Source organism: Croceibacterium xixiisoli, assembly GCF_009827305.1.
Lineage (GTDB): Bacteria > Pseudomonadota > Alphaproteobacteria > Sphingomonadales > Sphingomonadaceae > Croceibacterium_C > Croceibacterium_C xixiisoli.
In genome coordinates this window covers 1712285-1735992 of record NZ_WTYJ01000001.1, presented here as the reverse complement: position 1 = coordinate 1735992, position 23708 = coordinate 1712285, and the positions used below count along the sequence as shown (strand labels likewise).

Genomic DNA, 23708 nt, shown 5'->3' with positions numbered 1-23708 from the left:
TCATCGACACGGAAGGCGCAGCGATCTTCCATGTCGCACAAGAAAATGGACTAACTCGTGTGAGCGCCGCAAAATTAAACCAAGAGCGGTATGCAATCTGTGCAGATCTTGGACATCGCGCATCAGATATAATTCAGGCTAACGCAGTGATCTGGGTCGAAGGGCCATCAGATCGCATCTACCTGCAACACTGGATCAGTCTCGCCAATCCCGATCTCATAGAGGGTATCCATTACTCGATTATGTTTTATGGCGGCAGATTGCTGAGCCACCTTTCTGGAGATGATGATGAAGTAACGGAATTTGTCGAGCTACGTGCCCTAAACCGCAATCTTGGAGTAATGATCGATAGTGATAAACAGAATATGAGAACCGGGATAAATGCCACCAAAAGGCGCCTTGTGAATGATTTCGCAAAACATGGTGGGATTGCTTGGGTCACCAAAGGACGAGAGGTCGAGAATTACATCGATTTTTCCGTTCTCCAAGATGCTGTCAAAATGGTTCATAGTAATACTTACGAGGCACCCTTGAGCGGCGGGCCATACGATCACGCGCTTCATTATAAGCGAAGGGCAGATAAAAAGGCTGCAAGCAAGATTGCCACCAAGAGCGCTGAAACTAATGTCGACAAGGTGAAGGTCGCACGACATGTTGTGGAGAGCGGCAGGGTCACGCTCGATCCGCTGGATTTGAAGAAACGCATCAGAGAGATCGTCGTCATGATCGAGAGAGCAAACCGATAGATGTGAAATCCAGGCAGCACAGGTCTGCTTTGGTCCGAAGGTGATGCACAAGTACCAGAAATGGCTTGGTGTTTAAAGAGACCGGATAAAATCGATGAGCGATATCGTACCCGAAACAAATTCCCCTGTCGCAGCAGCCACTTTGGCAGGAATTCCGGCTGCGTTGGTGCCAGCTTCCATCAAGGCTTTGGACCGTTTGATAGGAGCGGCCGTTGATGTGCCAGTGGCATGGTTGAACCAGCAGCGTGCGAAAATTGAATCGAAGACGGCAGCTTTGATGCTGGTTGATGACGCCATTGCTGGGACTGTGGCGAAGACAGCTTCCGGAGAACCCGAAATAATAAACCGAGCCATGGAAAGCTTGTTGCGCGGTGCCTACAGAAAGCAAGTCAATCGTGAAGCTGTTGCCTCAGTGTTCGTCGAAGAGATGTCTCGAGACACCGATAGAGATAATGTGCAGCCTCAACCAAAAGAGGAAATCATCGCAGATGACTGGCTCAACCTATTTGAACGTCTAGCGGAAGACGCATCCTCAGAACGGATGCAGCAGCTATGGGGTCGCGTTTTGGCGGGGGAAGTTAGCCGTCCTGGGCGCTATTCCGTGCGAACACTGCGCATAATTGCCGAAATAGACCCAATCTCCGCTGAATGGTTCCAAAAGTTAAGTAAGCTCGCATTTGAAGAATCTTTTCTTTACCAAGATCCCAGCCTAATTTGGAATGAAGGCGAATTGTTTTTCCAGCTTTCAAGGTTAATTGAGGTTGGCCTTCTCCACGACAGCGCCGACGAGGTCGTCAGAACTATTACAATTGAGCCCAACGGTCGCTTTATCATGTGGGGCACAAGTTATGCGGCTGCTGGGCGACTGCCTCCATCCGCAGGCACAGAAAGGCTGAAAATTAGAGTTCTACGATTGACCAATGCAGGGCGAGAATTGCTCAACCTAGTCAATGATTTTGATGAGCAGGCCGCGCTGAAACGAGTGGTCGAAGCTGAGATCGTGCCCGCGTTAAGTGCCGACGGTGGATTTGCTTACATAGGGAGGATCCAAAAGACTGAACATGGCCGTACGATCGCGCTAGACGAGTTCCTATTTGGATCGGTCGATGATGTGAAGGCAGCGCTTGCGGAAGGCGGAAGCCCTGTATTTGCTCCTCAGAAAACAGCATTAGCCTCTGATATCGCGTAATTCATGGCACTCATGCTATGTCTTTGCTGGGACATGAACGATGAATCTGATCTTCGCGGGAATTCCGGGGACGCAATACTCAAATCTTCCGGCTATCGCGCCTCGGCCTCCCGGTAACAGCCGCAGGCCAAGCCCGACTTCCTACGGTGGAATCCTGTCCGGCACAGCGAGCCACCGCCCAAGGCAAAGGCGGGCTTCAATCGCTTCCGTGAGTGCTTTTCCGTCGGGGATCCCTGAACGGGCAGTGCCAATCGGCTGCAACCTGCCGGCCGCTGTATTGCCGGGCTTCGCTCAGCTCTCCGTGACGCGCCAGCATGGGGTTGATGTCCCCGGCGATCTCCCGATCGCGTTCGAGGATTTTTTCCCGCATGCGTTCGTATTTCCCCTCTTCCCGCAAGTGTTCGAACTGATCGTGCAGATTGAACACCAGCGTCGGTGACGGGAAGCGTCTGGCTGGGCGGGATGCGTTGGGGTGCAGGCCGACCACAAAGAATGCCTCCCCGCCGAAGCTGAGGGAGAAATGGGGATCTTCGGGATCGGGGCTCACCCGGTGATCAAAGGGCTGGCCCAGCCAATGGTCCTTGTCGGAAAAAGACTGAATGCGTTCCCACATCGCCTTTTCGAAGTCCGCCTCATCCAGCGTCAGCGGGCCTTCGAAGACCACGGCCAGGCTGCGCAAGCCCTTCGGATCCGTCCGATAATCGGCGGCCCAATCCAGCAGCGTGCGATGGATGCGCACATCGTCCCACCCACTCACGAGCGAATGGCATGCCATGATCTTCAAGGTTCCACGGGCGAGCGCCGATTTGGCGCCGACGCAGGGGAAGGTCGGATGGGCAATCTTGTCCAACACGCCATCTTCGAGATGCTGGACATCGTTGACGGCGATCAGGGGCCGTCGGTGATGGTCCGGGTCGCCGATCATGGCTTGTCGTCTCCGCTGCCCGGCTGGGCCATCTGCCGGTGCTGCTGGGCAGGCACGGATTGGGGGAGCACACCGGCAGCAGCCACCTGCAGCTTGTTCTTCCAGCCGGAGATGATGCTGGCCTTGCCGGCCATCAGCGCATCCCAACCATCCTGCGCAACATCGGCGGGATCCGACTTGTTTTCTGCCTGGCCGACCTTGGTGTCATCCATGCCGGCCCTGTGGAAGAATTCGGTTTCCACCGGGCCCGGCTCCAGCGTCGTGATCGTGATGCCTGGATGGTCTTTCAGCTCATTGCGCAACGCTGCCGTGAAATTGTCGATGAAGGCCTTTGTCCCGTTGTAAACGGCGGAAAAACTGCCGGGCACCCAGCCGGCGATGGAGCCGGTGACCAGCACCTTCCCTTCCCCCCTGGCGGCCATGGCCTGAAGGATTTTTTGCAGCAGATAGACAGTGCCGGTGACATTGGTGTCGATCACATGCAGCCAATCCTGGGTTTGCTGTTCCAGAAATGGCCCGCCAAGGCCGTGACCGGCATTGGCGCAGAGCAGATCGACCGGGCGACCGTTGGCGGCTGCCAGCAGCAGATCCACCCCTTCGATCGTGGCGAGATCGGCTTCCAGGCGTGATACATTGGGCAGCGATGTCGCATTGTCGGCAAAGGGTGTGTCGGCCACGAGCAACAGATCATAGCCCTCGTTGGCGGCAATCCTGGCCAATTCGGCGCCGATGCCGGTCGATGCCCCGGTGATGATGGCGAATTTACTGGTCATGAGCGGACCTCCTCATGCTGCCACCCGGTCGAAGCCCGGTTTCAGGACCACCTTGGTCACGTCATTCTGGTGATCATGGAACATCCTGTATCCGTCGGGGGCTTGTTCCAGCCCCAGGCGATGGCTGATCAGGAAGGTCGTATCGATCTTTTCTTCCAGGATGGCCGTCAGCAATCCAGGCAAATAACGCTGCACGTGGGTCTGGCCCGTCTTGAGCGTCAGCCCCTTCTGCATGAAGGCGCCGAGCGGGAATTTGTCGACAAATCCGCCATATACCGCAGGCATCGATACCCGTCCGCCCTTGCGGCAGGCGAGGATGGCCTGACGGATGGAATGGGCGCGATCGGTGCCGAGGAAGGTGGATGCCTTGATCTGATCCCAGACATTGTCGACGAACAGCCCATGCGCCTCCAGACCGACGGCATCGATGCAGGCGTCCGGCCCGATGCCGCCAGTCATCTCCATCAAGGCTTCGTAAGTCTGGCTTTCTTCGTAATTGATCGTCTCTGCGCCGAATTTGGCCGCCATTTCGAGCCGCCGGGGGAAGTGGTCGATCGCGATCACGCGTGCCGCGCCCATCAGGAACGCCGATTGCACGCAGAACAACCCTACCGGCCCGCAGCCCCAGACCGCCACGGTGTCGCCAGGTTCGATCTCTGCGTTTTCGGCCGCCTGCCAGCCGGTGGGGAGAATATCCGACAGAAACAGGACCTTGTCGTCCTCAATGCCGTCAGGAATGACGATCGGGCCGACATCGCTGAACGGGACCCGGACATATTCGGCCTGACCACCGGAATAGCCCCCGGTCATGTGACTGTATCCGAACAGCCCGGCCATCGGCTGCCCATAGAGGGTATCAGCAATATCCTGATTGTCGGCCGGATTGCTGTTGTCGCATGCGGAATATTGGTTCTTCCCGCAATGGTAGCAGCTGCCGCAGGCGATGGTGAAAGGAACGACCACCCGCTGTCCCTTCTTCAGGGTCGATCCCGGTCCTGTCTCAACCACTTCGCCCATGAATTCATGGCCCAGGATGTCACCGGCCTGCATGGTGGGAATGTAGCCGTCATACAGATGCAGATCCGACCCGCAGATCGCGGTGGAGGTGACCTTGATGATCGCATCGCGCGGGTTGAGGATTTCGGGATCGTCGACGGTGTCGACGCGGACGTCATGCTTGCCGTGCCAGGTGAGCGCGCGCATCAGGCTGTCTCCTCTTCCAGTTCCTTGGTGGTGCGGGCCGAGGTCGCGACCTCGCCCGTTTCCATCAGTTGCTTGAACCGCCGCAGATCCCGGCGGGTCTGTATCGCGGGTTCGCGCTGGAACAGCTTGGCAACCAGTCTGCCGAGGATGCCAGCCGGCGGATCATAGAGGATCGTTGCGGTGACGATCGTGCCGCGTTCACCCGCATCATGGAATTCGACACGGCCGCTGTTGGCCACATCGGCGCCATCGGCGGAGCTCCAGGCGATCAGACTGTCGGGCTGATCTTGCGTAATGATCGCATCCCACTCGATGGTGCTGCCACCCGGCCCCTTCACCGCCCAATGGCTCGTCACATCGTCAATCATTTCGACGCGCTCGACATTTTCCATGAAGTTGGGAAACTGGCTGAAATCACGCCATTGCACATAAAGTTCATGGCGCGGGCGATTGATGGTGACGGATCGCCCCACCAGGCTGCTGCCTTTGGGATCGGCAATATTTTCTGCCGCCTGGGCGGTCTTTTCAGTTCGTTTTGATGTCGTGATCGGCGCGTCGTCATGAGGTGCGACCATCGCAATTCTCCTGCGGGCGTTGGGCTTTTAGCGGGAAGTCCGAATATTCGAACTTACCCCCGCCGAACCCACGCCAGCCGGATCGGTTGCATAAATAAATCGCAAATTAACAAGGGTTATGAGGATATTTGAGCAGGGTTGGAGTTCCGGGGGCGCAATGCTCAACGAACGCCTCCTGCGTTCGATCTTCGGTGATTGGCAAAGACTTGGCGCGCCATGCACCAGACACGGGAGCAGAACGCCCAGCAGTTTGCGATGTCTCAGAGGCGGCGGAAACAGCCCGCCCCTACCGACCTCCAAAACCCTACCAGGAATACCGCATCCCAACCGCCACGCTGCGCCCGCGCATCGGGGATTGGTTCTTGACGAAAGAGGTGTGGACGAAGGCCAGTTCGTTCAGCAGGTTTGTGGCGCGCAGGTAGATTTCGGCCGGGCCGGTGTTGCCCATGTTCACTCGATAGCTGAGTGTCGCGTTGAGCAGATTGTAGCCGGGGGTGCAGGTTTCGTAGGAGGCGATGGTGTTTTGCGCGAAGGTGCGGGTGTATTCCACATCGCCCGACAGCGGGCCGGCGGTGTGTTCGTAGCGGGCGCCCAGCCGGCCCGGGGGGATGCGCGGGAGGTTGTCGTTCTGATCCTTCAGCCTGGTGTCGACATAGTCGCCGAACAGGGTGAGGCGGGATTGGGGGGTGAGGCTATAGCTGATCTGGCCATCGACCCCGGCGAAGCGGGCGTCGGCGGCGGTGTAGACGAGCAGATTGTGCTGCAGGCCGGATTCAAGCTCTGCCTCTATCAGCCGGGCGAAGATGTAATCGTCGATGTCCTGGTAGAACAGGCCGATTTCGAATTCGAGCGGGCCGCCGGTCTTGCGCAGCGTGAGATCGAGCGACTGGGTGGTTTCCATCACATCGGTGCGGCCGAGCGGCAGGCTGGAGGAAAGGCGCCGGGTGTTGGCGAGGCCGATCTCGTAGCTGTTGGTCGCCAGATTGTTGCCATAGGCGTAGAGCTCGCGGACGCCAGCCGGCCGCTCCGTCCGGGCGAGCGACAGCGCCAGGGAATAGGTGTCGTCGATCCGCCAGATGGCGCCGAAGGAGGCGGAGAACGGGTTGTGCCGGGAGGGTGGATTGTTGCGGTTGAAGATCGTCGCCATCTGCCGCTGGTAGGCGCCGGGTCCGCCATACATATTGTCCAGCACGACGAGAATTGCGCGCGTGTCATCGGTGAAGGGTTCGAGCCACTGTGGCAGGGGTATGTCGATCCGGCGCCAGTCTTTCCGCGCGGCCACTTCAAGATCGAGATTGCCGAAGGAGCGGCGTTCGCTCAGGAATATACCGATATTCCTGGTGATGTAATCCGGGGTGCTGCGGACGTAACCGAACTGGTTGGGCGCCACCGGAACATGCGCGTCGCTGACATTGATCCCGCTGAAGGTGCCATGGGTGTATTGGACGCCGAGCGTGCCGGTGAAGCCGAACAGCGGCCGATGGGTGAGTTCCAGCCGGCCATCCCACACCTGGTTGGTGTAGCGGCTGAACAGCGCGGGGCCGTCAATCTCGTCATGCCGGTAATCGGTGTAGGAGCCGCGCAGGCGGATATGGCTGAGGCCCTGGAGCAGATCGTCATAATCGGCGCGCAGATCGGCGCGTTCGCTGCGCAGGCGGATGAAGGCGGTGTGATCATCCGATGAGCCGAAGGGATCATCGAATTGGTCATGCGCCTCACAATGCAGATCCAGCCCATGGGTGTGGCACACGCCGTTCTGGTGCGAGTGCCCGGGCAGGCCGTATTCGCTGGCCATATGGGTGTAGGCGGCGCCGATGTAGCCCTTGTCCGGGATCCATGAGGCGCCGAGCGAGTAGGTGGTGTTGTCCGCGAAGGAATCGCGCAATTCGTCGGTGCCGAAGCTTTTGGGGACATTGTAATTGCCGGCGGTGCGGTGGGCCCCCTCCGCATGGACGGCGAATTGGCCGACACCGGCGGTGACGCGGCCGACGAGGGTTCTTTCCTGATCGCCGGTGCCGTAGCGCAGCTCGGTCGCGCCGGAGACACCGCCGGCGGGAATGGCCTTGGGCACCTTGCTGTCGATCAGATTGACCGCGCCGTTCATGGCATTGCCGCCATAGCGGACGGCCGCCGGGCCGCGCTGGAGCTCGATCGCGTCAAGCAGCAGCGGATCGGTGGTGATGGCGTGATCGGGCGAGACCGAGGACACGTCAAACAGATTGGCGCCGTCGCTCAGGATCTCGATCCGCGGCACCGTCTGCCCGCGGATGACCGGGCGGGAGGCGCCGCCGCCGAAACTGTCGAGATGGACGCCGGGGAGACCGGCCAGGGTTTCGCCCAGCCCGCCCTGCCGGCGATGCGCGAGCTCGTCCCCCGCGAGGATCTGGACCGGCAGCGGTGAGTTGGTGTTGTCACTCGCCAGCGAGCGGGCGGTGACGATGATCTCACGGTCTGGAATTTCGCCGCGCGGGCGGGCTGGCCGGGGAGCCTCCCCTTCCGCCTGCTGCGCGTGGGCGATGGCGGGAATGGCGGCACTGATGGCTGCGGTGGCGAGCAGAATGGCTGCGCGGCGGATGGTCGACATGAATACGGTGCCCCCCTGGATGACCGGGGCGGCATAGTTCATGTTATGTTATATCGTCAAATGGAGTCTTGGCACTGAATGCGGCCGGGTGGCGGCGCAGGATGAGGAACCCTGCGCCTGATCAGCCGGGAGCAAGCGCGCTGCCCGGGGCAGCGGCGCAATCTCAGAGCGCGGATACGCTGAGGAAGCCGGGCACCGGGCCGTTCCAGACACCGGGTTCGCTTGGCTCTTCCCGCTGTTCATGGCGGCGCTGATCCTGACGCGGTTCGGAGCGGCCTTCGGAGCGTTTGGGGTCGGTGGCGGTTTCGCGCGGCTGGCTGCGGTCGTCCGCCTTTTCGCTGCGGCGATCGGGCTTGTCTTCGCGGGATTTGCGCGCCGACTTCTCCTTGGCCGGCTTTTCCTCGTCCCGCTTGCGGCTTTCGCGACGCGGTTCGCGGGCGGTGGGGGCGAATTCTTCCACCACGTCATCGGCAGACAGGGCGAACACCGGCACGGGGCCGCCGGTCAGCTTTTCGACATTGGCGATCGCTTCGGCATCTTCGGGGGCGACGAAGGTGAAGGCGCGGCCCTTGGCCCCGGCGCGGCCGGTGCGGCCGATGCGGTGGACGTAATCATCCGGGTGCCACGGCGTATCGAAGTTGAAGACGTGGCTGACGCCCTTCACATCCAGCCCGCGCGCGGCGACGTCGCTGGCGACCAGGATGTTGATCTGCCCGCCCTTGAACCGGGCGAGTTCGGCCAGGCGGCCGGTCTGGTCCATATCGCCGTGGATTTCTCCGCTGGCGAAGCCGTGTTTCTGCAGGCTCTTGTTCAGTTCGCGCACCGTCGTCTTGCGGTTGGCGAAGATGATCGCGGTCTGCACATCGTCGGTGCGCAGCAGATGGCGCAGCACTTCCCGCTTCTTGCGGGTGGGCACCATCACCTTGTGCTGGGCGATGTTGGTGTTGTTGCTGGCCGGGCGGGCGACCTCAATATATTTGGGATTGGTCAGGAAGCGGTCTGCCAGCTTCTTGATCGGCGGCGGCATGGTGGCCGAAAACAGCAGCGTCTGCCGGTTGGGCGGAAGCTTGGAACAGATGGTTTCGATATCGGGGATGAAGCCCATGTCGAGCATGCGATCGGCTTCGTCGATGACCAGCAGATCGCAGCCGGACAGCATGACCTTGCCGCGTTCGAACAGATCCATCAGCCGGCCCGGGGTGGCGATCAGCACGTCGACACCGTCGTTCAGCGCCTTGACCTGATCCCCCATCTGCACGCCGCCGATCAGCAGCGCCATCTTGAGATCGTGATTGACGCCGTATTTCTCGAAATTCTCGGCCACCTGGACCGCGAGTTCGCGCGTGGGTTCCAGGATCAGCGAGCGCGGCATCAGCGCGCGGCGGCGGCCATGGGCCAGCACATCGATCATCGGCAGCACGAAGCTGGCCGTCTTGCCCGTGCCCGTCTGGGCGATGGCGATCAGATCCTTCATCATGTGGATCTGCGGAATCGCCTGCGCCTGAATCGGAGTCGGTTCCGTGTAGCCAGCGGCCTCGACCGCTTGCAGCAATTCGTCTGACAGGCCGAGATCGGCAAATTTCATAGGCTAAACATGGTCCGGATCGGGCGCGGAAACACCGCGACGAGATGGATGGCCCCATCGGCCATGCCACATAGGCTGCGCCCTAGGCCGCAAAAGGCGTAAAAGTCAAGAAATCAGCGCGATTGGAGGGGATCAGTCGCGAACGGCGATCAGGCGGTGAAACGCCTCCACCTCGCAGCTGGCGCCAGAGCGGGATTGCAGCCGGTCGCGGCCGCTGCACAGCTGCCCATCCTGATTGCGTTCGACGTAGAAGCCGGAATAGAAATCCCGCGCGCTGCAGGCCCGATCGAGCGCGGCGGTGAGCACCCGCCGATCATGCATGAACAGCAGCAGGCGATTGTCCTGCGTGGGATGGGCGGCAGCGATGGAATCGATGCGGACGCAGCGGCCCATGTCCGCCTCCTGCACGCTTTCGCGCATCGGGCGGCGGGGAACATCGGCCATCATGCGTTCGCGCGTTTCGGTGCTGCTGGGCGAAATGCGGATGATGACGCGCTGTTCGATGCGGACCTGGTTGAATTCGGGCAGGCGGCGCGCGTCATCGAGAATCGTCAGCGGTTCGGGCGCAGTGGCGATGAAGGCGGTTTCCGGCACTTGCATATCCCGGCCATCTGCGCCGTGCGCCACATCCGGCCCGGCGGCTGCGGGCAGCACCAGGGCACCGGAAACAAGGATGGCGGCGAGTCTGAACATCTGACGCGGTCTGGCCTGCTCCTGCCGCGAGATGCGGCCCTTGCGCCGTTCCTAAGCCCGGTGATTGAATGGCGGCTTAACTTGGCCGACATAAAGCGTCACCGCAATGCGCCTGCCCCCGCCCGACTGGCCCCGCCCGATTGCCCCCGCCCGCTTGCCATTGCCCTTTGCAAGCCTGTGGCGGCGCTGGCAAAGACGGGGCATGAGCGTGAATGACGAATTTCTGGTGGCGGCGCAGAGCCTGCTCGGGCCGCGTGGACTGACCCGCGATGCCGATCTGATCACCCCCTGGCTGACCGACTGGCGCGGGCGCTTCCATGGCGCGGCGATCGCGATGGCATCGCCGGCGGATACAAACGAGCTGGCCGGGCTGATGCAATTGTGCAGCCACCATCGCGTGCCGGTGGTGCCACAGGGCGGCAACAGCGGCATGTCCGGCGGGGCGACGCCCGATGGCAGCGGGACGGCGCTGCTGCTGTCGCTGCGGCGGATGAACGCGATCCGGTCGGTCGATGTGGCCCCGCGCGAGGCGGTGTGCGAGGCGGGCGTGGTGCTGCAGACGCTGCATGATGCGGCGGCGGCGCAGGGTTTGCGCTTCCCCCTGACCCTGGGCGGCAAGGGTTCGGCAACGGTCGGCGGGCTGATCGCGACCAATGCCGGGGGCACGCAGGTGCTGCGCCATGGATCGATGCGGGCGCAGGTGCTGGGGCTGGAGGCGGTGCTGGCCGATGGCCGCGTGTTCGACGCGCTGACCCCGCTGAAGAAGGACAATCGCGGGTTTGACCTGAAGCAGCTGATGATCGGATCGGAAGGGACGCTGGGCATCGTGACCGCGGCGACGCTGCGGCTGCAGCCGGCGCTGGCGGATCGGGTGGTGTTGTGGGCCGGGATCGATTCGATCCGCGACGCCCGCAAGCTTCTGCTGCATGTTCAAAATCTTGCCGAAGATATTTTGGAAGGTTTCGAGGTTTTGCCGGAGCACAGCCTGGACGCGGTGCTGGCGCTGCTGCCGGCGGCGCGGGCGCCGCTGAACGGGCGGCATCGCTGGCATGCGCTGATCGAGCTGGCGGCGGACAATGCCGGGGCGGCGGCCCTGCCCGGGCGCGCGGAGGAATTGCTGACGAGCGCGTTCGAGGCCGGATTGCTGGAGGACGCGACGATTGCCGCCAATGAGGCGCAGGCCGAGGCGTTCTGGACCATCCGCGACGAGATTTCCCCGGCGGAACGGGCGCTGGGCCCGGCGATGCAGCACGATATTTCGGTGCCGGTGGCGGCGATGGCGGATTTCGTGACCGAGGCGGTGGCGGCGGTCGAGGCGCGGTATGAAGGCACGACTGCAATAGCCTTCGGCCATTTGGGCGATGGCAATGTGCATTTCCACGTGCTGGCCCCCAAGGGCGCTGATCGGGCGCCGTGGGAGGCATCGCAAGGTAAGGAAATCAGCAGCTTCGTGCACGATCTTGTCACCCAATGGGGCGGATCGATCAGCGCCGAGCATGGCATCGGCCAGCTGAAGCGCGATGAGCTGGGGCGGCTGGGCCATCCGGTGCAGCTGGACATGATGCGCGCGGTAAAGGCGGCGCTCGATCCGCTTGGCCTGCTCAATCCGGGCAAGCTGGTGCCGCCTTGCGGATAATCGGCGCGGGTTATAAAGCCGCGCGTGAACGGGCGCATGCGACCGCCCGCCCCTTCAAGATTCTTGTTTCAACCAGACAGATACCATCCGGAGAGTGACCATGGCCAGTGCGCCGAATGCCAACAATTTGCCGCTGTTCTACAAGGATCTGATGCCGCTCAACAGCCGCGACCACAGCGACTGGAAGGCCCGCAATGTCGATCGCGCAGCCTGGGTGGGCCAGCAGCATGCCGTGCCGCTGACGGTGGACGAATTCACGCAGGCGCAGCGCTATTTCCCGATCGTGTTTTCGATGGGCGACAATCCGGTGCCGCTGGCGCTGCTGGGTCTGAACGAAGGCGTGAACGTGTTCTTCGACGCGGACGGCAAGGCGCTCGAGGATTTCTACGTGCCCGCCTATATCCGCCGCTACCCCTTCCTGCTCGCCAAGCTGAGCCCGGAAAACGAGAATCTGTCGCTGTGCTTCGACCCGTCGAGCGATCTGGTCGGCGAGTTCGAGGACGGCAAGCCGCTGTTCGAAGGGACCGAGGCGAGCGAACACACGCGGGAACTGCTGCAGTTCTGCGAGCGTTTCGAGGAAGCCGGCCTGCGCACGCAGAGCTTCGTGGAAGAGCTGAGCAAGGCCGGCCTGCTGATGGATGGCGAAGTGTCGATCCAGCAGAACGATGGCAACACCCAGCCGTTCATCTATCGCGGTTTCCAGATGATCAATCAGGAAAAGCTGCGCGAAGTGCGCGGCGACCAGCTGCGCAAGTGGAATGAAAGCGGCATGCTGGCGCTGATCTTCTCGCATCTGCTGTCGCTGGATCTGATGCGGATCATCTTTGCCAAGCAGACCGCCCAGGGCAAGGGCCCGGCCGCTGCGGCGGCGCAGGGCGCACCCAACTGAGCCACGATCAGCTTGGCTGACATTATCGGGCCGTCCTGCCGTTCATGCGGCAGGGCGGCCCGTCTGATTCAGAGCACCGCTCAACCCCTGGCCAAGCGAAAAATATGGCGACAGCCGCACGGATTGGCGTTTTTTCGCCAATATATGGCCTTGGCGCAACACAGCCCCTTGAACATTCCGCGATGATGCTTAGATTGGTTCTGTTCGATCAGGCGTCCCTCATGGCCTGGTTGGATAAGTACGCTGAGGCGTACTTCCTCCCTGAACCTTGGCCACCTCGTGCGCATGCACGAGGTGGTTTTTTATTGGCTGACCGCTATTCGGCGGCCTGCGGCAGGCGCTGATCGCCGGCGAGTTCAGCCGCGAGGAAGCGGACCAGCCCAGTCAGCGTCGTGATCACCCCGCCCAGCCCCGGCCCGGTTTCGCGCAGATCGGCGTCGAGATAGATGGTGCGGCACAGTTCCAGCTGCAACGCATGAATGCCGCGCGCCGGCGCCGCGTGGCGATCGAGCACATAGCCGCCCGCATAGGGACGATTGTGCGCCACCGCCAAGCCCGAGGCGGTCAGATAGTCGCAGGTCGCGGCCGCCAGGGAGCCGCCGCAGGCCGCCCCGAACCGGTCACCCACGACGACATCGGCGCCACGGTCCCCGCCCTGCTGCGCACCGAGCGGGGGCATGGAATGGAGATCGATCAACAGCGCAGCGCCCCACAGGTCGCGCAGCCGTTCCAGCGTGGTGGACAGGGCCCCGTGATAGGGTTTGTGGACCTGTTCGATGCGGGTGGTCAGATCAGCCGGGGCCATCGGGCGACGCCAGATTTCGCCCATGGCGGGCAGACGCCGGGGGATCAGCCCCAGCCCATTGCGCGCCCGGCGCCCGGCCGCGTGCCGCTGCGCACCGGCGGGATTGCCGCCGGTGATCATTTCCCAGTCGATATCATCCGGCGCACGGTTGAGATCGATCATCGCCCGGGGCGCATGGGCCACCAGCAGAACAGACCCGGTCGCCCGCGCCACGGCTTCCCCCACGCTATCGACCATCCGATCTTCGAGCCGCAGGCTGGCCGCGGCGGGATAGCGCATCTGCGCGGAAAGATCGGCGGGATAGGATCGGCCCGCATGGGGCACGGCCACCACCACCGGCAACAGCAGCGGATCGGGATCGGTCAGGGTGAAGGCCGGATGGGCGGGAAGCCCGGGAATGCTGCCCCCCGGGACTTTCCGGCTCGATTCGTCGAAGGGATTTTCCACAACCGCCATGCCGGCAAGCTGCCGCCGAATGCAGCCTGTGTCAAAGCTGGTCACCTGCGAGATAGCATGTGCTTCCTGGCCACGATCCACCTATGTAAAGGTCATACCGAAGATACCGAGGGCACCCATGATCCGCATCCTGCTGGCCGAAGATGACGATGCAATGCGCACCTATCTGGAGCGGTCGCTGGGCAATGCCGGCTATGACGTGGTCGCCGTGGATCGCGGCACGGCGGCGCTGCCGTTCCTGGAAAGCGAGCATTTCGACCTGCTGCTGTCCGATATCGTGATGCCGGAAATGGATGGAATCGAGCTGGCCCAGCGTTGCGCCGAATGCAGCCCGGCCACGCGGGTGATGTTCATCACCGGATTTGCCGCCGTGACCCTGCGCGCCAGCCGCGAAGCGCCGCGCGCCAAGGTGCTGTCCAAGCCGTTCCACCTGCGCGAGCTGGTGCTGGAAGTGGAGCGCCTGTTTGAGGATGCGGCAACAATTTCGATGTAAGGCCGATTAAGGTACTTGCCATGCAATGCAGGCAGCGCTAGTGGGCGCGCCTGCCGCGAAAACGTGGGCGTATAGCTCAGTGGTAGAGCACTATGTTGACATCGTAGGGGTCGCAAGTTCAATCCTTGCTACGCCCACCATTCGCGGGACAGAAAAACCCCGGTAAGCCAAGCGCTTATCGGGGTTTTCTTATGCCCGCAGCACCGAGACGTTCAAATCGTTTTGGGTGAGTTTTGGGTGAATTGCCGGCCCAGCCTTGGCGGTGAGGTCGGAAATCACGTCCTCGATCCCCCCTTTGATCGTATCCAGGTAATCGGGATCGAAGATCGCATACCGGCTGGATGTCTTGCTGAGCACGCGATGCCCCAGCGCCATTTCCAGCTGGATCAAGTCGACCCGACGATTCGCCAGGATGGTGGCCATCGAATGCCGAATGAGCTTGGGCCCGAAGCCGGCGGGGATGCCGAGCTGTTCCCGTGCCCCGTCCCACGCCTTGCGCACCGATGCGACGCGGACCTGCTCGATGATATCCACCTGCTGGTTCTGATCATGAACAACCCGCTCCGAGCAGATCATGCGATCGTCCGTTTCAGCAAGCCAGGAATGCAGCAGGTCCACCACGGGCATCACTGGCCGCACCTTCTTCGTTTGCATGCGCCCAGCTGGGTTCAGCGCGAAGCGCCGCTCGTCTCGCATCCATTGTTCGCGACTTGGCAGCACGCTCATGTCGTAGATCGCGTCTGGCCGGGCGAGCGTGCAGACGGCGGCAATGATGTACCGCCGGAACGGGAGAAGCCGCTCGCCATGCGCGCTGTAGCTCCCCGCCCCGCGGAAACTGTAATCGAGCAGTTCGGCCAATGCATCGATCGACAGACGATAGGTGCTGACGGAAGACACCTGGTCGCGGGTCTTGTGCTTGATCGGCGGCACGTAGCGAACCCGGCGGTTGTTGAAGGCGTAGTTGAGCGCCGCCTTCAGCTGGATGACGCTTTCCTCCACGGTGGAGGCGGCGCGCTTCCGCTTCTGCCCGTCGACCCAGTTGCCGTGCGCATCCTTCTTGCGCGCGACAATGGGATCGTCCTCGCCCCATTTGCGGAAACGGTTCAGCATGCTGTCGTCGATGTGTTCGAACATCAAAGGCGTCGGCATCCGCTTCGCCTCCTGCTCAATGTCCATGAAGCGCGAGAACAACCGCAAACGCGCACGGATCGGTTCGGCGCTCGGGAGTGATTGGCCATGCTCGAGATAGTAATCCGTCATCGCTTGGGCGACGCCGTAGCCGCTCTGATCTTCGTCCGTGGGTCGATGATTGGCGAGATAGTGCTTATCTAGCTCGTCGCACGCCGAGCGAATATCTCCCGTGCGCGTGCTTCGCCGCCGCTGATGTCCTGTCCCGGTGTCGTACCACCAGATGTACCATCGATCGCTTGCAGGCTTCCCGTCGGCGCCCCGGACGAGGTCGAGCCAGAATGGCCCGCGCTGGTAGACACCACCCTTAACTGTCGACACTTCGCCTGTTCCTCCAACGCTTTTGCTTTTGCCTGCGCGACTTTCGCCACGCACCCCAATGATGCCAGAAGATTGAGGTCCTCGGCAGTCAGCTTGATCCCGCCGTCATTGAAGAGCGCGCGGGATAGTTTGCGGTCCAGTTTGACCAGCGATTCGCATGGCGTCACGGCTCCGTTCCTTTCGAATAATCGGGCAGAAGATTGGTCATTTCCCGGGTGAGATAGGCTTGCTCGATCGACGGCCGGATCTCGTCGCCGACCGTTCGACCGCCAGGCAAAACAATGTTGGCGAGGAACTCATCTTCGAAAACGCTGATGCCGCTCTCGACGGCTTCGAGCTTGGCCTTGATCACCAGCGCGAGCGCGCGCCAGCGCTGCCGGCAGGCCTGTTCCCATTCCTTCAGCGCGGCATCGGGCGCACGAGCGCCACGGCTGTGATGGGTGAAGCGCTTCTCGGCACGATCGGGCATCGCCAGCACGAAGCGGATCTGCCGGCCGTTCATGGCGAAGGCGATAACGGCTTGGTTTGCGCCCCAGCCCGACATGAACTGGTCGGCACCGTAGCGTTCGACGATCCGCTCGATCTCCGCCTTGCTCGAGCCGACCGACACGCTGGTATCCTTGGCGAAGCGGGTCATTGGCCTGCCCTCCTGGCATCTTCGCGCGCCTGCCACAGCGATTGGAAAGTACCATCGATCGATTCCGCCATATGCTCCGGATCTTGCCCAGCAGACGTCAGCAGGCCGCGCAGGGGCTCTTCCAGCATAGTTGCAGCAATGCGCGCGGCATGGCGGCTGTTGGGGCAGGTATTGGCAGGGAACCGGTGCGCCAGGGTTTCCATAGCGGACGCTTCCATCACTGCACGAAACGCAGCCCGAAAATCGGATGGAGCCTCTACAGGCCGCCAGATCGGGCAGTCCCGCGTTTGATAGGCGTTCATCACGGTGCGATTGTTCCAGCTATCTGGCAGATCCAGCGCAATATCTGCGCAACACACCTGCCCCTGAAGATCGCTGACGTTCGGCTCGAACAGCCCGCAGTTGCCGCATTTGTGCTCGACCGGTTCAGTCATCGTTGGCCACCTCAGGAATCGTCATGGTCGCAAAGCGGAAGCCCGGCGGCGGCAGCCCGATGGATCGCCGCCCCTTGGGCGTCAGGCGCACCATTTCGAGCCCGGTCGAGGGGTGCTTGCCCCATTCGATCAGGCCGCGCCGCCACATCGCGCGCAGATCGTCCAGTCGGTTCTGGAAACGCCACAGCGGGACGACTTCGGTTCCGATAGCGGCGAGGATCTGGGACTGTTCAATCATGGCTGCCTTGATCGGCCATCGCGGCAGCGGCGCGCCGGATATCGCCCGCCGTAACCGGGCATGAGGGCAACAACGCGATCGGCGACGCATCGCCGCAGTTCGGATTGAGCAGGTCGGCAACGTCCGCAAATGGCCGTAGAGCGGAGCAAAGCACCTCCGACGCTGTGCTGCCATCTGCCAGGCCACGCTCGTAGCCCAATTCCTCCGCCGCAATCAGAGCATCAGCGTGCCGACAGCGTTGCTGATGGTAAGCTCGCGCCGCATCAGTGCTTTCATCGTGCATCGCCTGGACGGCGTCGTCGGCCTGTTGCTCGGCATTACGCAGCGCCCTGAGCAAGCTGCGCTCCGCCCCTGCCTTGATCGTGCAAGCAGCTTCTGATCGCTCATCGCGCCCGAAATGTAGGCGCGCCGCCGTGGGGTCGGTGAATGTGTCGCCGCAATGGAAGCAGGTCCAAGCTGGCTCTGCCTGGACGATAGGAAGCGGGCGGGCGAGCGGCGGCTCTGTGCAGCGGCAGGGGATGCCCAGATCAGCGGCGATGATTTCGCGACGCTTCTGTGGCCGCTTGAGGTAGGCGATCGCGGCCTGTTTTGCGGCTTCGACCTTGGCCGGGCCTGTGGCGCAATCAGCCTTGTCGAAGGCTACGACGCCAAGCGGCTGCATGGCCCCTTCTATCTCGTTGAGTGCCGCGCCAAATTCTTGCTGATAGCGGTCATCGTCATATTCATAGGGCCCGCGCCCTCCCGACAGCCAATATCGCCCGTTTATCGCTGCCTGAATGCCCGTCATCACCGCAGCGACAATGTAGCGGTCGCGGTCGATCACATGCATCAACCGGTCGTTCTCGGCGGCCTGTCGTTCGATCAATCCGAGCGCGACCATCGGCGGGCTGTCGGGACCTCCATCAAATCCGGTGTTCTGCAGCCAGCGCTTGTATCGCTCGATGAATTCATTGGTGTCCTGCGCAGTCATTCTGCACCTCCCTTCTGGCCGGCAGCCGGGATCGCCTTGATGGCGCGGATGATGCTGTCGCAGACGGGGAAATCAGACGCCTCATATGTCTGCTTGCCCTCGACAGCAGCGATACACGCGGCGCGCATTTCCTCCACTGCGATTTCATGGACAGCGGCGTCCCCCACCACCCCATCAGCCGCCCAGCGCACCAGCACCGAGAAGTTCATTGGATCGCGGAACACGGTCGCCAGCGCGAGCAGCGACGTTCCTTCCCACAGCTGGATGGTGAACCCGTCGGCGGATGCTCGCCCGGTTTCGATCATGGCGTCCCTGCCCTGCTCATGCAGCCGCTTGCCCAGATCCTCGATCCAGTTCCACGCGACGCGGCCGGCGGCGGCGTCGTTGCCGCTGGCGTCTCTCGACCGGTACGGCTGGCGCCAATCGTCCGGCGAGGTGGCCAGTTGATCAGCCGCAGGCTTGCCCACCCACTTCGGGTATCCCGTAGGCAGCATGCGCTGTTCCTCAAAGGTCAGCTTATGCGTGCTGCCGTCGGCCAGGACAAAGCGGTCGCCGCCGATGCGGCGCAGCTTCATTTTTACGGGGCTGACTTCGTTGGCGCGCATGAAGGCGGCCGCGGTTTCGTTAACCTGGATCATGATGGTTGCCTCGCTGCGTTGATGCGCTCGTGAAAATACTGGACTGCGGCATCGGCGGCCCGGCGGAAGCTGTCGCCCATCGGCAAGGGCCCGCCCATGCGATCCATGTCGTCCAACGCCTTGGCAGGATCGGTGCCGGTGGGTGCCGTCATCGCGAAGCATTGCTCTGCGATCCGCAGCGCAAGTTCATCGCGCGGGATCTCGATGGCCAGCATGGTGCGTCGGGCTTTGTCTGCCGGCTTCATTTGGCACCCCCTATTGACGCGTGGGTCAATAGTCTTCTCGGCACCTGCCTGTTTTGATAGATGTGATTCTCGAAAGGATCCAAGACATGCAATACATCGATCATGAATTCTGCGTTCGGGATAAGCGACTTCATAATCTGTTTCTGGAAACAGAACGTCGCTGGTTGTCTTCTATGAACAGCGGAGAGATTAACCGGTCTGTTCATTATGCTGAGCGAGGTATGATGCTGCAAAAGGAGATGTGGCGCATGACGCAGTCTGTCTTCACCACGATGCATTAGGTTCATCACGCCGCCCTCCGATTAGCTGCGCGGGCACCGGGCACGTTCGCACGCACCAGCGCCTCCGACAGCGGCGGGCAAACGCTGTTGCCGCATTTGGCAACCTGTGCGGTCTTCGTGATTGGTCGCCCTTCGGCATCCCGGTCGATGATGTAATCGGGCGGGAAGCCCTGAGCGTTGAAGAGCTCGCGCGGGCTAAGCATGCGCATGCCGATATCGACGATGACGTATTCCTCGCCCGCGATCGTCACGGTCACCAGCCCGAAGCGATCTTGCACGGTTACAGTGCCGATCGGGCTATCAAGTCCATGCCCGTCCTGCTCGTTGCCGTAATATTTGATCAGGAAGGCTCTGACCTCGGCCATGTGTGTTCCGCCCGCGCTGACGGTATGCAGCGGTTCATCGGTGGGGTGGCCATGCTGGCAGGTGCCGCGCAGCTTGATCAGGTTTGACGTAACCACGCGCTGATGAGTTCCGCTCGCCGTGACGGTCGATAGCGGATCGTCAGCGCGTCGGCCCCGCATGCTGACGTCCTTCGGCCCGCCGTTCGCCTGTTCAATATGCGCGCAAATGACCCCGAAACGGTTTTCGGTCGACTGCGTGCGGATCGGTTGATCGGCAGCGTTGGCGCTGCGCACTCGGCCATCAGCCTTCTCACCGTAGAAGGGCGACAGGAAGGCTGCCACAGCTGCCGTTTTGCCCCCGCCGCCAGCGGTGATCGTGGGCATTGGCTCTTGCGGGTCTGCGCCTGCGCTTTTTCCGAACTGACGCTCCAGTACCGCCGCCACGACGCCCAGCGGCGCGCTGCCGCCCGGTCGCTTCACGAAGCTGTTCGCCGTCACGGTGTGGAGCGGCTCCGCTATGTCGTGACCGACCGCGCCCGATCGGAACTTGGTGATGTGAGGGACGATGAGCGCGCTGTCGCCGCTCTGCGTCACGGTCGGATACGGTTCTTCCGGTCCATGGCTGCCCTGTCCGCGACGTTTGCCGTTCCTATCCACGTCGCCATGCGCAGTGCGAGCGAAGAAAGGCGTCACGATCGCATGCTCGCCCCGGTTCGCGCCGGTCACGGTCGCCATGGGCTGATCGGTCGACGCGCCGCGCGCGCCGTCCTGATGGTGGGTCAGCGGCACGATGAATGGCGCCGGATTATTCACCACGAACTTCATGATGCCGTGCGCGATGCGGCGCAGCGTCTTCTCTGCCAGCGGCTTCTTCCGCTCGAAGATGGAAGGGCACGGGATCGACCAGTCGATGATCTCGGCAGCCGTCCGCCACGGCTTCAGCTTGCCTGACAGCACATCGGGCGAATCCGGTTTGCCGTGGGTGGGTGCCGGCCAGACGATAGGCAGACCGTCCCGCCGGGCGATCATGAAGAACCGCTTCCGGATCGTCGGCGCCCCATAGTCGCAGGCCCGCAATTCCTTCCACTGGATGTTGTATCCTGCCTTGCGCAGCTCGTCCGACCACTTCTTAAACGTCTCGCCAGCGCGTTCCTTGATCGGATAGCCTTGTTCACACAGCGGGCCCCAGGTTCGGAACTCCTCGACGTTTTCCAGCAGGATCAGATCGGGTTTCACGCGCTGCGCCCACAGAACTACGACCCAGGCGAGATCGCGGATCGACTTCTCGCGCGGCTTCCCGCCCTTCGCCTTGCTGAAATGCTTGCAGTCGGGGCTGAACCAGGCGAGCGAAACCTTGCGCCCGCCGGTCACTTCGCGCGGATCGATCTGCCAGATGTTGTTGCGGATATGCACGGTGCCGGGGTGGTTGACCTCGTGCATCCGGATCGCTTCTTCATCGTGATTGATGGCGATGTCGACGGCGCGACCGAGCGCGGCTTCGATACCGGTCGATGCCCCGCCGCCGCCTGCGAAATTATCTACGATCAAACCGTCCATCATGCTGCCTCCGCCTCACGCGCGGGAAGCGCATCGATGTTACCCTTGATCACCTCGAACGTGACCACGACGATCCACGGGTTATCGTCCCAGGTCGTGCCGGGGGCGGTGTGCAAGCTGCTCCACACACGTTGGAATGCCGCCTGCGCGGTCAGTTCAGCAGCATCCCAATCCGCATCGGGCAGGCCGAAGAACCTGCCGTATTGGCCGATCCCTTCGGCGAGCGCGTCTTCCTCGCTGATGTCCTGCAACCGCTGCACACGCACTTCGGAGACCTGCAGCGTCATGCGCGAAGCCGAGCGTGGCATGTGGATCGACGGGCGCCAGCGATCGATCTCACCTTCAACGGTGCTATCGTCCGCCTTATAGAAGCCGTTGTCTGCTGCGGCCTGACTGCCTGGATCATTGTGCGTGCAGGCCGACAGCGGCGCCCACGCCTCACGAACGTACAGCCGGTCGCCGGGGCGATAGCGAGCCTTGAACTCGCCTTCGAACCCCCAGCTATCCATGTCCGCCGGATCGCCTGACAGCCAACTCCATTCGTCAGTCTGTCCCTGACCCGTTCGCGCGATCACACCAGCACTGGTGACGCACCCCGGCGGCTGCGGATTGATCAACCGCCTCGTCTGCGTCTTCCGCCCGTCGAGCAGAGCGCGCACCATCGGCGCGCTGAAAATGATAGGCCGATCAGCCATGTGCCACCTCAGACGATTTGAAATTGGAGGATGTCGAACGGCGAGCCGTCGAGGTGCCAGCGGCAGCCGGCCCGCCCGTCCGCTGCCCAGCTCTCAGCAGGGCGGAGGCCGTTGCGAAGCACAACCTGCACTCGCTTGCCGACGGCAATATCCGGCAGCCGGCCGGGGTTGTCGTGCCACACATCAGACCACCCCGCCCATGTGCTGGCGCACGATAGACCCGCGATCCCAATAGCCGCCAAGAATGGCGTGCCGGGGCACGGTGCCGGGCCGATAGGCACGAGCGGCAAGAAGCCGCCCGCGCCGGATCGCCGGGTTCACATCGCGCAGGTTGGGCACCCGCCACGATTTCATTTCGCCGGGGCGGTCCATGTTCAGCCCTTCCCGCCTTCGGCCAGCGTCTTTCGGCGCGCAGTCAGCTCTGCGTCGATGCCGGCGACGATTTCATCGTCATAGGCGGCTGCGTTCTTCAGCCAGTCCTCTTCGACCGCTTTGAGGTATCGGGCGTTCTTCGCCGCTGCGATGCCGGAGCGCGTCTTGTCGAGGAACGCCTCTGCCGGGCTCATGTCCGGAGCGGCCTCGCCCTGCTCTTCGCCCTCGCTGTCGGCAGCCGGACCGCCAGCATCCAGCTGCCGCGCGGTTTCCTCGTCGACGTCGGTCATGCCCCGGCTGTCGGTCTGAACCTCTCCCGTATCGGGATCGATCTGCTGATCGTCGCTGCCGTCGAAGGCTGGAATGCTGTCGTCCAGGTAATCGCCCAGGTCTTCCTTCGCAGGCAGGGACTTCGGCGCTTCCGGCTCCACCGCCAGCGCGGCCATCGTGCTCACCGCCGCCTCATGCTCACGGCCTTCGACATCGGTGAACAGGTCGCCGGACATCGGCAGCGTCTTGGAATGGCGCCGCATCACTGTCTTGCGCGCCATCTCGCCGAACCAATCAACCCACGGGCCCTTGGCCTGCCGTTCCTTGCCGAAACGGTCGCGGGTGGCGCCGGTCTGGCTGGCCTGCCGGACCTTGTCGATTTCGACGCGGCGCATCACCTCAACCGACCACGAACCATCTTTCATGCGCGCAATCGAATAGGCCGCGACGATGTTGTCGTCGGTGCTTTCCTCTGCGGTCATATCCAGCTTGGGCCGGTGCCGGATCGGCGGGTCCATGCCGATTTCATAGAGGAAGAGGTTCGCGTCCATCTCGGCCCGATAGACGAGACCGGTCTGCAGGCTGACGATCTCGCCGGACTGGACGATCTTCTTCCGCAGGCCATAAACCATCGGCATGTAAGCGACGGTCTTGATCTTCTCCCACTGGTTCTGATCGTTCTTCTTGCTGTTGATGAAGATCACCAGCGCCGCCTCGCGCCCGTCGGGAAGCAGCCCATCCTGCGCCGCCTTCATGCACGATGTGATCAGCGATTGCCGATCGGCCGTCAGCAACTCGGGATTGTTCTGCGCTGCGGTGATCACCGTGCGCTGCAGCTTCTCGGCCGAGATGTGGGACGGCAGCGCCTTGGCGAATTCTTCGCCGCGCTGCTCCAACTGCGTGCTGAGTTTTACGATCGGCGGCATGGCCCTGCGTTCGGCCAGAGCGGTGGATTGGTTGCTCATC

The 23708-nt window shown here is 62.2% G+C and carries 24 protein-coding genes and 1 tRNA gene; 6 read left to right on the top strand and 19 right to left on the bottom strand.

Going from position 1 to position 23708, the window contains the following annotated elements:
• Positions 1-840: 840 nt before the first annotated feature.
• The gene (locus GRI97_RS08370) at positions 841-1935 is read left to right on the top strand and encodes a DUF2806 domain-containing protein (protein WP_161390584.1); all 1095 of its coding nucleotides are present in this window, start codon (positions 841-843) and stop codon (positions 1933-1935) included.
• Positions 1936-2131: 196 nt separating this feature from the next.
• Here the strand turns inward: GRI97_RS08370 and gntA are convergent, their stop codons facing one another.
• From gntA to GRI97_RS08335, 7 genes are all read right to left on the bottom strand, one after another.
• On the bottom strand, positions 2132-2860 hold the full coding sequence (gntA, locus tag GRI97_RS08365) for a guanitoxin biosynthesis heme-dependent pre-guanitoxin N-hydroxylase GntA (protein ID WP_161390583.1): 729 nt from the start codon (positions 2858-2860) through the stop codon (positions 2132-2134).
• On the bottom strand, positions 2857-3633 hold the full coding sequence (locus GRI97_RS08360) for an SDR family NAD(P)-dependent oxidoreductase (RefSeq protein WP_161390582.1): 777 nt from the start codon (positions 3631-3633) through the stop codon (positions 2857-2859). The genes gntA and GRI97_RS08360 overlap by 4 nt, the downstream gene beginning before the upstream one ends.
• Before the next feature lie 12 nt (positions 3634-3645).
• Positions 3646-4836, bottom strand: coding sequence for a zinc-dependent alcohol dehydrogenase (locus GRI97_RS08355; protein WP_161390581.1), 1191 nt, complete (start codon positions 4834-4836; stop codon positions 3646-3648).
• A complete protein-coding gene (locus tag GRI97_RS08350) occupies positions 4836-5411 on the bottom strand; it encodes an SRPBCC family protein (protein ID WP_161390580.1) in 576 nt (191 codons plus the stop codon). Before GRI97_RS08350 ends, GRI97_RS08355 begins: the two co-directional genes overlap by 1 nt.
• 304 nt (positions 5412-5715) lie before the next feature.
• Positions 5716-8037 (bottom strand): TonB-dependent receptor domain-containing protein, encoded by a 2322-nt coding sequence (locus tag GRI97_RS08345; protein ID WP_235917649.1) that lies wholly within the window; start codon positions 8035-8037, stop codon positions 5716-5718.
• 121 nt (positions 8038-8158) lie between these two features.
• Positions 8159-9580: a DEAD/DEAH box helicase gene (locus tag GRI97_RS08340; protein ID WP_161390579.1), complete on the bottom strand. Its 1422-nt coding sequence runs from the start codon at positions 9578-9580 to the stop codon at positions 8159-8161.
• A 132-nt stretch (positions 9581-9712) separates the two neighbouring features.
• Positions 9713-10273, bottom strand: a complete 561-nt coding sequence (locus GRI97_RS08335) for a hypothetical protein (RefSeq protein ID WP_161390578.1) — start codon at positions 10271-10273, stop codon at positions 9713-9715.
• Between the two features lie 202 nt (positions 10274-10475).
• Between GRI97_RS08335 and GRI97_RS08330 the strand changes: the two genes are divergently transcribed.
• Together GRI97_RS08330 and GRI97_RS08325 are read left to right on the top strand one after the other, a co-directional pair.
• The gene (locus tag GRI97_RS08330; protein WP_161390577.1) at positions 10476-11909 is read left to right on the top strand and encodes an FAD-binding oxidoreductase; all 1434 of its coding nucleotides are present in this window, start codon (positions 10476-10478) and stop codon (positions 11907-11909) included.
• 100 nt (positions 11910-12009) lie between these two features.
• The gene (locus GRI97_RS08325) at positions 12010-12798 is read left to right on the top strand and encodes a SapC family protein (RefSeq protein ID WP_161390576.1); all 789 of its coding nucleotides are present in this window, start codon (positions 12010-12012) and stop codon (positions 12796-12798) included.
• A 316-nt stretch (positions 12799-13114) separates the two neighbouring features.
• Here the strand turns inward: GRI97_RS08325 and GRI97_RS08320 are convergent, their stop codons facing one another.
• Complete coding sequence (locus tag GRI97_RS08320) at positions 13115-14059, bottom strand: N-formylglutamate amidohydrolase (protein WP_161390575.1); 945 nt, start codon at positions 14057-14059, stop codon at positions 13115-13117.
• Between the two features lie 118 nt (positions 14060-14177).
• Between GRI97_RS08320 and cpdR the strand changes: the two genes are divergently transcribed.
• Both cpdR and GRI97_RS08310 read left to right on the top strand, forming a co-directional pair.
• Entirely contained in the window at positions 14178-14552 is a 375-nt protein-coding gene (gene cpdR, locus GRI97_RS08315) for a cell cycle two-component system response regulator CpdR (protein WP_161390574.1), read from the top strand.
• A 65-nt stretch (positions 14553-14617) separates the two neighbouring features.
• Positions 14618-14692: transfer RNA gene (locus GRI97_RS08310), tRNA-Val, on the top strand.
• A 49-nt stretch (positions 14693-14741) separates the two neighbouring features.
• On the opposite strand, the gene GRI97_RS18875 is transcribed toward GRI97_RS08310, so the two are convergent.
• The 7 genes from GRI97_RS18875 to GRI97_RS08275 all read right to left on the bottom strand — a co-directional run bounded on the left by GRI97_RS18875 (position 14742) and on the right by GRI97_RS08275 (position 19223).
• The gene (locus tag GRI97_RS18875; RefSeq protein WP_161390573.1) at positions 14742-16061 is read right to left on the bottom strand and encodes a tyrosine-type recombinase/integrase; all 1320 of its coding nucleotides are present in this window, start codon (positions 16059-16061) and stop codon (positions 14742-14744) included.
• Between the two features lie 163 nt (positions 16062-16224).
• Positions 16225-16698: a hypothetical protein gene (locus tag GRI97_RS08300; RefSeq protein WP_161390572.1), complete on the bottom strand. Its 474-nt coding sequence runs from the start codon at positions 16696-16698 to the stop codon at positions 16225-16227.
• Complete coding sequence (locus GRI97_RS08295) at positions 16695-17132, bottom strand: hypothetical protein (RefSeq protein WP_161390571.1); 438 nt, start codon at positions 17130-17132, stop codon at positions 16695-16697. The genes GRI97_RS08300 and GRI97_RS08295 overlap by 4 nt, the downstream gene beginning before the upstream one ends.
• Positions 17125-17370 carry a hypothetical protein gene (locus GRI97_RS08290; protein ID WP_161390570.1) on the bottom strand — a complete coding sequence of 82 codons (246 nt, stop codon included), beginning with the start codon at positions 17368-17370 and terminating at the stop codon, positions 17125-17127. The genes GRI97_RS08295 and GRI97_RS08290 overlap by 8 nt, the downstream gene beginning before the upstream one ends.
• Positions 17363-18340, bottom strand: coding sequence for a hypothetical protein (locus GRI97_RS08285; protein ID WP_161390569.1), 978 nt, complete (start codon positions 18338-18340; stop codon positions 17363-17365). Before GRI97_RS08285 ends, GRI97_RS08290 begins: the two co-directional genes overlap by 8 nt.
• Positions 18337-18978 carry a hypothetical protein gene (locus GRI97_RS08280; protein WP_161390568.1) on the bottom strand — a complete coding sequence of 214 codons (642 nt, stop codon included), beginning with the start codon at positions 18976-18978 and terminating at the stop codon, positions 18337-18339. The genes GRI97_RS08285 and GRI97_RS08280 overlap by 4 nt, the downstream gene beginning before the upstream one ends.
• Positions 18975-19223: a hypothetical protein gene (locus GRI97_RS08275; protein WP_161390567.1), complete on the bottom strand. Its 249-nt coding sequence runs from the start codon at positions 19221-19223 to the stop codon at positions 18975-18977. The genes GRI97_RS08280 and GRI97_RS08275 overlap by 4 nt, the downstream gene beginning before the upstream one ends.
• A gap of 86 nt (positions 19224-19309) precedes the next feature.
• Between GRI97_RS08275 and GRI97_RS18570 the strand changes: the two genes are divergently transcribed.
• A complete protein-coding gene (locus tag GRI97_RS18570; RefSeq protein ID WP_235917648.1) occupies positions 19310-19504 on the top strand; it encodes a hypothetical protein in 195 nt (64 codons plus the stop codon).
• 5 nt (positions 19505-19509) lie between these two features.
• Here the strand turns inward: GRI97_RS18570 and GRI97_RS08270 are convergent, their stop codons facing one another.
• The 4 genes from GRI97_RS08270 to GRI97_RS08260 form a co-directional block, all read right to left on the bottom strand.
• Positions 19510-21408, bottom strand: a complete 1899-nt coding sequence (locus tag GRI97_RS08270) for a DNA cytosine methyltransferase (protein ID WP_202392606.1) — start codon at positions 21406-21408, stop codon at positions 19510-19512.
• Positions 21405-22067 (bottom strand): hypothetical protein, encoded by a 663-nt coding sequence (locus tag GRI97_RS08265; RefSeq protein ID WP_202392605.1) that lies wholly within the window; start codon positions 22065-22067, stop codon positions 21405-21407. Before GRI97_RS08265 ends, GRI97_RS08270 begins: the two co-directional genes overlap by 4 nt.
• A 216-nt stretch (positions 22068-22283) precedes the next feature.
• A complete protein-coding gene (locus tag GRI97_RS18385; protein ID WP_202392604.1) occupies positions 22284-22454 on the bottom strand; it encodes a hypothetical protein in 171 nt (56 codons plus the stop codon).
• A 20-nt stretch (positions 22455-22474) separates the two neighbouring features.
• The gene (locus tag GRI97_RS08260) at positions 22475-23707 is read right to left on the bottom strand and encodes a recombinase RecT (RefSeq protein ID WP_161390565.1); all 1233 of its coding nucleotides are present in this window, start codon (positions 23705-23707) and stop codon (positions 22475-22477) included.
• Between the last annotated feature and the right edge of the window lies 1 nt (position 23708).

Coding starts and splice junctions, on each gene's coding strand:
- GRI97_RS08370 (WP_161390584.1), top strand. CDS start 841: ATGAGCGATATCGTACCCGAAACAAATTCCCCTGTCGCAGCAGCCACT.
- gntA (WP_161390583.1), bottom strand. CDS start 2,860: ATGATCGGCGACCCGGACCATCACCGACGGCCCCTGATCGCCGTCAAC.
- GRI97_RS08360 (WP_161390582.1), bottom strand. CDS start 3,633: ATGACCAGTAAATTCGCCATCATCACCGGGGCATCGACCGGCATCGGC.
- GRI97_RS08355 (WP_161390581.1), bottom strand. CDS start 4,836: ATGCGCGCGCTCACCTGGCACGGCAAGCATGACGTCCGCGTCGACACC.
- GRI97_RS08350 (WP_161390580.1), bottom strand. CDS start 5,411: ATGGTCGCACCTCATGACGACGCGCCGATCACGACATCAAAACGAACT.
- GRI97_RS08345 (WP_235917649.1), bottom strand. CDS start 8,037: ATGAACTATGCCGCCCCGGTCATCCAGGGGGGCACCGTATTCATGTCG.
- GRI97_RS08340 (WP_161390579.1), bottom strand. CDS start 9,580: ATGAAATTTGCCGATCTCGGCCTGTCAGACGAATTGCTGCAAGCGGTC.
- GRI97_RS08335 (WP_161390578.1), bottom strand. CDS start 10,273: ATGTTCAGACTCGCCGCCATCCTTGTTTCCGGTGCCCTGGTGCTGCCC.
- GRI97_RS08330 (WP_161390577.1), top strand. CDS start 10,476: ATGAGCGTGAATGACGAATTTCTGGTGGCGGCGCAGAGCCTGCTCGGG.
- GRI97_RS08325 (WP_161390576.1), top strand. CDS start 12,010: ATGGCCAGTGCGCCGAATGCCAACAATTTGCCGCTGTTCTACAAGGAT.
- GRI97_RS08320 (WP_161390575.1), bottom strand. CDS start 14,059: ATGGCGGTTGTGGAAAATCCCTTCGACGAATCGAGCCGGAAAGTCCCG.
- cpdR (WP_161390574.1), top strand. CDS start 14,178: ATGATCCGCATCCTGCTGGCCGAAGATGACGATGCAATGCGCACCTAT.
- GRI97_RS08300 (WP_161390572.1), bottom strand. CDS start 16,698: ATGACCCGCTTCGCCAAGGATACCAGCGTGTCGGTCGGCTCGAGCAAG.
- GRI97_RS08295 (WP_161390571.1), bottom strand. CDS start 17,132: ATGACTGAACCGGTCGAGCACAAATGCGGCAACTGCGGGCTGTTCGAG.
- GRI97_RS08290 (WP_161390570.1), bottom strand. CDS start 17,370: ATGATTGAACAGTCCCAGATCCTCGCCGCTATCGGAACCGAAGTCGTC.
- GRI97_RS08285 (WP_161390569.1), bottom strand. CDS start 18,340: ATGACTGCGCAGGACACCAATGAATTCATCGAGCGATACAAGCGCTGG.
- GRI97_RS08280 (WP_161390568.1), bottom strand. CDS start 18,978: ATGATCCAGGTTAACGAAACCGCGGCCGCCTTCATGCGCGCCAACGAA.
- GRI97_RS08275 (WP_161390567.1), bottom strand. CDS start 19,223: ATGAAGCCGGCAGACAAAGCCCGACGCACCATGCTGGCCATCGAGATC.
- GRI97_RS18570 (WP_235917648.1), top strand. CDS start 19,310: ATGCAATACATCGATCATGAATTCTGCGTTCGGGATAAGCGACTTCAT.
- GRI97_RS08270 (WP_202392606.1), bottom strand. CDS start 21,408: ATGATGGACGGTTTGATCGTAGATAATTTCGCAGGCGGCGGCGGGGCA.
- GRI97_RS08265 (WP_202392605.1), bottom strand. CDS start 22,067: ATGGTGCGCGCTCTGCTCGACGGGCGGAAGACGCAGACGAGGCGGTTG.
- GRI97_RS18385 (WP_202392604.1), bottom strand. CDS start 22,454: ATGAAATCGTGGCGGGTGCCCAACCTGCGCGATGTGAACCCGGCGATC.
- GRI97_RS08260 (WP_161390565.1), bottom strand. CDS start 23,707: ATGAGCAACCAATCCACCGCTCTGGCCGAACGCAGGGCCATGCCGCCG.